The following is an 8,881-nucleotide window of genomic DNA, read 5'->3' as shown; positions in this document are numbered from 1 at the left end:
AATGACCAATGACCAATGACCAATGACCAATGACCAATGACCAATGACCAATGACTCAAAACACCCTAAAATCTGAATTTGAACTATCAGGAATTGGTTTGCACAGCGGGGAACAAACTCGCGTCCGAGTCTTGCCCGCTGAGGTTGGAGAAGGCCGCTATTTTGTCAGAACTGACCTGCCCGCTGCTCCGATAATTCCGGCAAAAATTGAGGCGGTTTGTCAGACTGCACTTTCTACTGAACTGGCTGGTGTGACAGGTGCTCAAATTCGTACTGTAGAGCATCTCTTAGCCGCTTTGGTGGGTATGGGAGCGGATAATGCTCGGATTGAGGTTGATGGGCCGGAAGTGCCGCTGCTGGACGGTTCGGCTCGGGTTTGGGTAGAGGCGATCGCCCAGACCGGCTTAATTCCTCAAGAATGCCAGGAAGACTCTCATCCCTCATTCGTGGTTACTGAGCCTGTGTGGGTGCGTCACGGCGATGCTTTTGCCGCGGCTTTACCGTCAGCGTCCACTCGGTTTAGCTACGGAATTGATTTTGAGGAACAGGCGATCGGCAATCAATGGTACAGTTGGTCGCCAGAGGCCGAAAGTTTTGCTAGCGCGATCGCCCCAGCCCGCACTTTTGGACTTGCTCGCCAAGTTGAACAATTGCGACAAGCAGGTTTGATCAAAGGTGGTACCCTAGAGAACGCCCTGGTTTGCGATCGCTCCGGCTGGCTCAACCCGCCCTTGAGATTTGCCAACGAACCTGTGCGCCATAAAATCTTAGACTTAGCAGGCGACCTCAGTCTGCTAGGAACTTGGCCAAAAGCTCACTACTTGGCTTACAAAGCCAGTCACAGCCTGCACGTCCAACTTGCCTTAGCGCTGAACTCCCAAGCTGGAGTCGCGAAGCAGACAATTTAGAACAGGTACGAGCATTCGTCACAGTTACAATTCACCAACCCCTGACGCGATCCGTCGCGTTTCTACCACACTCAAAAGTCTTCAAGCAATGTCTACGCTGACAGAAGTTAACACGCTCAATACTGCTAATTCAGAATTCGTTCCCACCGACAACGGTGAGGATTCTCCAGTGGTTAAATCTACTTTTACTCTCGAAGAAATTCAGCAATTATTGCCTCACCGCTATCCTTTTGCACTGGTAGACAAGATTCTTGATTACGTGCCGTCGCAGAGGGCTGTAGGAATTAAAAATGTGACTTTCAACGAACCGCATTTTCAAGGGCATTTTCCCGGAAGACCGATTATGCCGGGAGTATTAATTGTCGAAGCGATGGCTCAAGTTGGTGGTATTGTTCTGGCTCAGTTACCTGACATAGAGCAAGGCTTGTGGATGTTTACCGGCATTGATAAAGTCAAGTTCCGCCGTCCGGTTGTACCGGGCGATCAGTTGCTGATGACTGTAGAATTGCTGTGGGTAAAACGCCGACGATTCGGAAAAATGCAGGCGATAGCTGAAGTGGACGGACAAAAAGTTTGTGAAGGAGAATTGACGTTTTCAATGGTAGATTAAATTGGTTATTGGGCATTAGTTATTGGTTATTTGTGATTGTTATGTGTTATTTGGGAATTTCTCTCTATTCCTGATGAAAACTGACAATTGACAATTGACAAGAAACTACTGATACTAAATCCTGGTTTGTTAATCCTTGATGATTAGGCGATTGAAATCGCTACTACACAAGCGAAGTCCGCCTCCGCGGACTAAGAAATAAACGGGGTATTTAAGCTTGATTTGGTATGAAAACTGAAAACTGAAAACTGAAAACTGAAAAATGCTTACTTTGATTCACCCAACTGCTGTGATTCATCCCCGCGCTGAACTTCACTCGACTGTAGAAGTGGGCGCTTATGCTGTAATTGGGGAAAGAGTGAAAATCGGGCCGGAGACTAAGATTGGCGCCCATGCAATTATCGACGGACTAACAGAAATAGGCGCTCGCAATCAAATTTTCCCTGGTGCGGCGATTGGTTTGGAACCTCAAGATTTGAAATATGAGGGTTCTCCCACTAGGGTAACAATTGGTGACAACAATGTGATTCGGGAATATGTGACAATCAACCGCGCTACTGGAGCGGGGGAAAGCACCACGCTCGGCAATCATAATATGTTGATGGCTTACGTTCATGTGGGTCATAATTGCGATATTGCCGATCGAGTAATCATTGCTAACGCCGTAGCCCTAGCCGGACACGTCAAAATTGAGTCCCAAGCCAGACTCAGCGGGGTTTTGGGTGTTCACCAGTTTGTCCACATCGGCCGCTTGTCTATGATTGGTGGCTTGAGCAGGATCGATCGAGATGTGCCTCCTTATATGCTAGTCGAGGGGAATCCTTCGCGAGTGCGAGCTATCAACAAAATAGGTCTCGAACGCGCGGGTTTAACCCCAGAAGATTTGCTGGTTTTAAAGAAAACTTTTCGGATTTTGTACCATTCTGGCTACACTCTCAATGAAGCTTTGGAACAGTTGGATTTGTTGCCGGAAAATCACCATTTGCAGCACTTGCGGAGATTTGTGCAGCAGTCTGTAACCAAAGGGCGGCGCGGTTTGATTCCTGGTAAAAAGATCAAAGTCGGCGGTTGAAACCGCTACTATACAAACAAACCATTTCCGCCGGACGCCGACTCAAGAATTAAGGGGTATTAAAGCCAAATTCGATATGATGTAGAATTAAAGCTATTAACTAAGCGACTGTTGCGCTATGAATGTGTATACTTCAGTCAAATCTACATCTCCTGAAACAGAACAAGATGGCTGCATCAAGTTCTCAGATGTTAGCTGGGAGCAACTTGAAGCGATAGAATCAGCGTTTAAAGATATTGACGGTGTAAAATTTTTATATCTCGATCGCATCCTGCAACTTAGGACTGTCTCGCCGGAACGCGAAATCATCAAAAAAACTCTCTGTATGCTGCTAGAGGCATACATGAGAGCAAGCGGGATTCGATTTTACGGCAAGGAAGGGCGGGCCGACTCTGGCTAACAGAGAGTTGGGAGGTAGAAAAGAACCCGATGATTCCTATGACATAGGAACCCAGAAAACAGTCCCAGATATTGCGATTGAAGTCGTAATTACTAGCGGCGGGATAGACACTCTAGAATTTTACAAAAGATTGGGCGTTCGGGAAGTTTGGTTTTGGCAAAATAACCAGTTATTTATCTACTGCTTGAGAAATGAAAATTACGACCAAATTTCCCGGAGTGCATTTCTCCCTGAACTCGATTTAGAATTACTGCTGCGCTGTGCTAATATGCCAGATCAATATGATGCTGTGACACAATTGCTACAACAAATCTCACCTATTTAAACTCAGAATATGAAAATTTTTATCAGCACTGGGGAGGTTTCAGGCGATTTGCAAGGAGCTTTGTTAGTCGCAGCCTTAAAACGTCATGCTGTCGCCAGTGGCTTGGAGTTGGAAATAACCGCATTGGGTGGTCCTCGGATGGCCCAAGCTGGGGCTACTATTTTAGGCGATACTGTGGGTATTGGTTCTATGGGCATTATAGAATCTGTGCCGTATATTTGGCCGACGATCAAAGTTCAGGAAAAAGCTAAAGAATACTTGAAAAACTTCCGTCCAGATGCGGTTGTATTGATTGATTATTTGACTCCAAATCTGGGTATTGGTAGTTACGTTCGTCGCTGTTTGCCGGATTTACCTGTGGTTTGGTACATCGCACCTCAAGAATGGGTTTGCTCGATTTCTCCTCGGAATACTGAATTGATTGTCAATATTGCCGATCGCATTTTGGCGATTTTCCCCGAAGAAGCTCGTTATTATCAAAAAAAAGGAGCTGATGTGAGTTGGGTTGGTCATCCTTTGGTGGATAGAATGCAATCTGCACCCAGCCGGGAAGTTGCCCGCAAAACTTTGGGAATTGAGCCGGAACAGGTGTCTGTGGCTCTAATTCCGGCTTCTAGAAAGCAAGAACTCAAGTACCTGATGCCGGTGATATTTGAGGCTGCTCGCATTATTCAAGCTAAAATGCCGGAGGTTCATTTCTGGATTCCGGTTTCTCAAGCGGCTTTTCTCGGCAAAATCGCAGCAGCGATCGAGAATTACGGTTTGCGGGCTACTTTGTTGGAAAATCACAATCTGGAAATCTTGGCGGCGGCTGACTTTGCGATCGCGAAATCTGGTACTGTTAATTTGGAATTAGCTTTGCTAGGGGTTCCGCAAGTTGTCGCCTACCGCGTCAGTCCGATTACGGCGATTATTGCTCGCCACGTGCTGAAATTGTCGATTCCTTTTATCTCCCCGCCCAATTTGGTGCAAATGAAGCGGATCGTCCCGGAGTTGTTACAAGACGAAGCTACTGCGGAAAATATTGTTTTCCACGCCCTGGAATTGCTGCAAAATGCCGATCGGCGCCAGCAAACTTTGACGGGTTATCGGGAAATGCGCCAAAGTCTGGGAGATGTCGGTGTGTGCGATCGCGCGGCTGCGGAAATAATCAAAAATGTTAAATTAAATAGAGCTTCTTAAAGCAATTTTACTATTAAGATATTATGTCAAGCTATCGGAAAAAGCGACCGATCGCTGTTGATTTATTTGCAGGCGCAGGCGGCATGACGCTGGGCTTTGAACAAGCCGGTTTTGATGTACTTGCTTCAGTCGAAATTGACCCCATCCACTGCGCTACCCACGAGTTCAATTTCCCGATGTGTTCTGTATTGTGCAAAGATGTCTCAGAACTCACTGGAGCAGAAATTCGGAAAAAATCTGCGATCGGCAGACGCGAAATCGACGTAGTAATCAGCGGTTCGCCCTGTCAAGGATTCTCGCTGATGGGGAAGCGCGATGTCGGCGATCCGCGAAATTCTTTAATTTTTCACTTTCAGCGCTTGGTTTTAGAGTTAAAACCCAAGTTTTTTGTGATGGAAAATGTGCCAGGAATTGTAGCAGGCGAACACAAAGAACTGCTGAATATGTTAATTAACTCTTTTCTGGAAGCAGGCTATCAAGTAGAAGAAAACTATCAAGTTCTCAACGCCGCTCATTACGGAGTGCCACAAGCTCGCAAACGATTGTTTCTGATTGGTTGCAAAAAAGGCTACGATCTGCCGAAATACCCTCAGCCAACTACTTTTCTGCCGAAAAAGAAACTTCCCAAACGCTATAAAAAAGTTAATTTACCTGCTGTCCCGACAGTTTGGGATGCGATTGGAGATTTGCCAGAAGTGGAAAACTACAGCGAGTTGCTGCATCGAGATTGGGTAATGGCTGACTACGGAGATTGCAGCAATGATTACGCAAGTATCATGCGCGGGATCGACGATTTTGATGATGATTATTCCTACAATCGCCAGTACGATCGACAAATCCTCTCTTCTAGCCGGCGCACCAAACATTCTGTCGAATGTATGGAAAGATTTGCAGCAGCAGCCTACGGCGAAAAAGAGCCGATCAGCCGTTTTTACAAGCTTCACCCCGAGGGAGTTTGTAACACTCTCAGGGCGGGAACCGACAGGGCGAGGGGCGCTTATACTTCGCCAAGACCAATTCACCCGATCGCCCCTCGGTGCATTACAGTCAGGGAAGCTGCGCGGCTGCATTCTTATCCTGACTGGTTTAGATTTCACGTCACAAAATGGCACGGTTTTCGCCAAGTCGGAAATTCTGTACCGCCGCTATTGGCGAAAGCTGTAGCTGCACAGATTATTGGCGCTTTGGGTGTGAAACCAATTAAGCCGAGTGTCAAGTTTTCAAGTGGAGATGATTCGCTGCTTAAACTAAATTGGTCGGAAGCAGAACAATATTATCTACAAGGTTCGTAGTGAGGAATGCGAGTCCTCTCTGTACCAAAGCCGAGGGCTCGCATTCCGAACGATCGAACACTTTTTCTGGTTGATAATTGAACGGATATAATATTCCCAATTAAAAATCAACTTCCAATCTTCCTTTCAATAAATAAGCTGCCATTTGTCCCTTACCCTTAACACTGATTAAACCGCGTTTTTCAAACTCATACTTGTCTTCTATGAGTAAATAAGTTGCTTCCGTAATCTGAATTCCGTCCGGGATACCGTGAGATTCCATCCGAGAAGCGGTATTTACCGTATCTCCCCACAAATCGTAAATAAACTTTTTAGTGCCGATGATTCCGGCTACGACAGGCCCGGAATGAATGCCGATGCGGATGCTGAGACTGATACCGAGCTTTTCTCTGTATGTGGTGATGGCTTCTTGCATATCTAGGGCCATTTCGGCGATCGCATCTCCGTGATCTTCTCTCGGATTTGGCAGCCCGCCTACTACCATATAAGAGTCGCCAATTGTCTTAATTTTTTCTAAACCGTGCTTTTGGGCGAGCTCGTCGAACTTGGAAAATATATCGTTTAGCAAATGTACTAAGTCTTTCGGCGAGATTGATGCTGACAACTGGGTGAAGCCCACAATATCGGCAAACATCACACTAACTGCTGCAAATTCGTCGGCGATTATCCCTTGTTCTTTTTTTAATCTTTCGGCGATCGCCTCTGGTAATATATTTAACAGCAATTCCTGGGATTTTTTTTGTTCTATCTCTAATTTTACTAAATAATCCTGCATGGTTTGATAGGCTAGATTCCTTTCCAACAGGTGCATATAAGCTTTGGAGTGATACCGGATTCTAGCTATGAGTTCGACAGCATTTGGTAATTTTACTAAATAGTCGTTAGCACCCAAGGAAAATGCTTGCGCTTTGAGTTCGGCCTCTTCTTTACTGGAGAGGACAATCATCGGAATGTCTCGCGTCAGCGAATTTGCTCGAAAAAACCGCAGCAACTGCAATCCATCTATTTCTGGCATTACTAAATCTTGGAGAATGACTGTTGGCTTCACCTCTAAGGCTTTATTAATCGCTTGAGCCGGATCGTTACAGTAATAAAATTTAATATCTTTTTCACTGGCCAGCATTCGGCGCACTGCTTCGCCGATCATTTCCTGATCGTCAACCAGTAAAACTACGACAGTGTATTTGGTCAAGCTGGATATTTTTTTTGTTTTAGAATTTAAGGCTGAATTTAGGTCAATAGAATGGAGGCTTTTCTCCAAGTTGATGTTATTGACAATGGCGCTATCTCGGGCTGTAACTGCCTTTTTTCCATTGCTTCCCTTATCATGAAACTTCAACTTTACCACGTTGCCGTTGAATTCTGGGATTTCTAGTTGATTTACTGTATGAATGCTATCTAATTCAATAGCCTGAGAGTGAGTTAAGTTCATAACTTGATCGGGCAATGGTCATTGTCTGGAGAGGATAAAAACTTTTACTTGAAAATTTGGTAAATATCAATCACGACTCCGGTGTTATTTAAGTACGCTTACCAGGTGATAATACCAGGTTGGCAAAATATTACCGGCTCATTTTTGCAAAATCTTTACACAGCCTAGCACGCTTGATATGAATGGCAAGGGCTAGGATCGCCAATTTTTGGGTCAGCAGCTTCTGGGCTGCGTGTATTTGCCCAGTGCCCGCACCGCAGAAATCCGCGAAACTACGGACTTCTGCAAGATACAACCACGATCGACAAACTCCCAAAATACCACCCCATAGATAGATGATCCTCAACTAGGGTCTCGCACGTCACCGGCCATTGTGCTTAACAGCTTAAGCACAATGGCCCAAACCTCTGTCTTAATTTCTACACTAAATATTTGATGCAGGCTGGGGCGATCGCCTCCACCGACAAAACCTGCACCGCCGCATTCAACTCGGCCGCCGCTTTCGGCATCCCGTAAACTACCGAACTAGCGCGGTCTTGGGCGATCGTGTGCCAGCCTGCCGATCGCAAAATTTTGAGTCCTTTAGCGCCGTCTTTGCCCATGCCGGTTAACAGCACTGCCACCCCTTTACCCGGCCAGTGCTCGGCGACACTCTGGAAAAAAGTATCTACTGAGGGACGGTAAGGATAGTCTAAAGGTTGCTTCGTATACTTAAGTGTTAAATTCGATTGTAATACTAAGTGATCGTTAGTGGCGGCAATCACCACCTTACCGACTTCCATAGGTCGATCGGCAACTGCGACACTCACCGACAAATTAGTTTTCTGACTCAGCCAATCTGCCAAACCAGGAGCAAACTCAGCATCTACGTGTTGGACAATCGCCACAGCAGCCGATAAATTTGGCGGTAAACCCGATAGCAGAGTTGCCAAAGCTTGGGGCCCGCCAGTCGAAGAGCCGATCGCTAGCAGCGGCGGAGTCAAGCATTTGGGAGTTGCGCTACCAAAGATCGAAGTCGAGTTAGTTTTGCCAATCAATCTAGCGACTTTAGAAATAGTTTTTAACAATTCCATACCGCCGCTTGGGGAATTGCCCATCAACCCCAAAATCGGCGTATTAATAGCATCCAAAGCTCCATATCCCATAGCTTCAAAAACCTTGCTAGCATTACCTGTTACCGAGGATGTCACCACCAGAATCGCGCAGGGAGACTGCTTCATAATCAGGCGCGTCGCCTCAACGCCATCCATCACCGGCATGATCAAATCCATCAAAATCAAATCCGGGGTATTGCGGGCGCACTTGGACACAGCATCAGCCCCGTCGCCAGCTATCCAAACAATTTCATACTCCGGTACTGTTACCAAAACTCGCCGCAAGGCTTCAGCAGCTATTAGCGTATCGTTGACGATCGCTATTTTCATATTGAAATTGCTCATATTTGATTAATTTTAGGTGGCGGGTATTTGCTGGAGTCGGCTGATACAGTTTTTTAGGCTGCGGCATTTTCTTTAAAACAAAACTTTTCAACAGTTGACCGCTTGAGGGTTGACCTGTGACAGTTTGAAAGCGACCTCTACCTAAAAGGAAGAGGATTGGAGTAATGAATAGACTTGAATTGCATAAGTCTTCGATCGATACAGAAACCGCAGATGTCAGA

General features: G+C 46.0%; 10 protein-coding genes. 7 read left to right on the top strand and 3 right to left on the bottom strand.

Annotated features, from left to right (window positions below):
- The first annotated feature begins 50 nt into the window (after positions 1-50).
- The 7 genes from lpxC (at position 51) to QT974_RS00625 (ending at position 5,789) form a co-directional block, all read left to right on the top strand.
- The gene (lpxC, locus tag QT974_RS00655; RefSeq protein ID WP_333466617.1) at positions 51-908 is read left to right on the top strand and encodes a UDP-3-O-acyl-N-acetylglucosamine deacetylase; all 858 of its coding nucleotides are present in this window, start codon (positions 51-53) and stop codon (positions 906-908) included.
- An 88-nt stretch (positions 909-996) separates the two neighbouring features.
- On the top strand, positions 997-1,518 hold the full coding sequence (gene fabZ / locus QT974_RS00650; protein WP_333466616.1) for a 3-hydroxyacyl-ACP dehydratase FabZ: 522 nt from the start codon (positions 997-999) through the stop codon (positions 1,516-1,518).
- A 262-nt stretch (positions 1,519-1,780) separates the two neighbouring features.
- Positions 1,781-2,590, top strand: a complete 810-nt coding sequence (lpxA, locus tag QT974_RS00645) for an acyl-ACP--UDP-N-acetylglucosamine O-acyltransferase (protein ID WP_333466615.1) — start codon at positions 1,781-1,783, stop codon at positions 2,588-2,590.
- Between the two features lie 118 nt (positions 2,591-2,708).
- Positions 2,709-2,990 (top strand): hypothetical protein, encoded by a 282-nt coding sequence (locus QT974_RS00640; protein ID WP_333466614.1) that lies wholly within the window; start codon positions 2,709-2,711, stop codon positions 2,988-2,990.
- Positions 2,991-2,997: 7 nt separating this feature from the next.
- Entirely contained in the window at positions 2,998-3,315 is a 318-nt protein-coding gene (locus QT974_RS00635; RefSeq protein WP_333466613.1) for a Uma2 family endonuclease, read from the top strand.
- Positions 3,316-3,324: 9 nt separating this feature from the next.
- The gene (gene lpxB / locus QT974_RS00630) at positions 3,325-4,497 is read left to right on the top strand and encodes a lipid-A-disaccharide synthase (RefSeq protein WP_333466612.1); all 1,173 of its coding nucleotides are present in this window, start codon (positions 3,325-3,327) and stop codon (positions 4,495-4,497) included.
- Positions 4,498-4,520: 23 nt separating this feature from the next.
- On the top strand, positions 4,521-5,789 hold the full coding sequence (locus tag QT974_RS00625) for a DNA cytosine methyltransferase (protein ID WP_333466611.1): 1,269 nt from the start codon (positions 4,521-4,523) through the stop codon (positions 5,787-5,789).
- 100 nt (positions 5,790-5,889) lie between these two features.
- Here QT974_RS00625 and QT974_RS00620 read toward each other — a convergent pair whose 3' ends face one another.
- From QT974_RS00620 to QT974_RS00610, 3 genes are all read right to left on the bottom strand, one after another.
- Positions 5,890-7,221: an adenylate/guanylate cyclase domain-containing protein gene (locus QT974_RS00620; protein WP_333466610.1), complete on the bottom strand. Its 1,332-nt coding sequence runs from the start codon at positions 7,219-7,221 to the stop codon at positions 5,890-5,892.
- Positions 7,222-7,640: 419 nt separating this feature from the next.
- Positions 7,641-8,660, bottom strand: coding sequence for a chemotaxis response regulator protein-glutamate methylesterase (locus QT974_RS00615; protein WP_333466609.1), 1,020 nt, complete (start codon positions 8,658-8,660; stop codon positions 7,641-7,643).
- Positions 8,605-8,881, bottom strand: a 277-nt coding sequence (locus QT974_RS00610) for a hypothetical protein (protein WP_333466608.1), incomplete at its 5' end; no start/stop codon positions are given. The genes QT974_RS00610 and QT974_RS00615, both read right to left, overlap by 56 nt.

Source organism: Microcoleus sp. BM001215392 (assembly GCF_036700185.1).
In the GTDB taxonomy this organism is placed as follows: domain Bacteria; phylum Cyanobacteriota; class Cyanobacteriia; order Cyanobacteriales; family Microcoleaceae; genus Microcoleus.
Note: the sequence above shows the minus strand (reverse complement) of the source record. Positions and strands in the feature narration are given on the sequence as shown.

Excerpts from the sequence above, each read along its gene's own strand:
- QT974_RS00615 (WP_333466609.1), bottom strand. The coding sequence starts at position 8,660 with ATGAGCAATTTCAATATGAAAATAGCGATCGTCAACGATACGCTAATA.
- lpxC (WP_333466617.1), top strand. The coding sequence starts at position 51 with ATGACTCAAAACACCCTAAAATCTGAATTTGAACTATCAGGAATTGGT.
- QT974_RS00640 (WP_333466614.1), top strand. The coding sequence starts at position 2,709 with ATGAATGTGTATACTTCAGTCAAATCTACATCTCCTGAAACAGAACAA.
- lpxB (WP_333466612.1), top strand. The coding sequence starts at position 3,325 with ATGAAAATTTTTATCAGCACTGGGGAGGTTTCAGGCGATTTGCAAGGA.
- lpxA (WP_333466615.1), top strand. The coding sequence starts at position 1,781 with ATGCTTACTTTGATTCACCCAACTGCTGTGATTCATCCCCGCGCTGAA.
- QT974_RS00625 (WP_333466611.1), top strand. The coding sequence starts at position 4,521 with ATGTCAAGCTATCGGAAAAAGCGACCGATCGCTGTTGATTTATTTGCA.
- fabZ (WP_333466616.1), top strand. The coding sequence starts at position 997 with ATGTCTACGCTGACAGAAGTTAACACGCTCAATACTGCTAATTCAGAA.
- QT974_RS00620 (WP_333466610.1), bottom strand. The coding sequence starts at position 7,221 with ATGAACTTAACTCACTCTCAGGCTATTGAATTAGATAGCATTCATACA.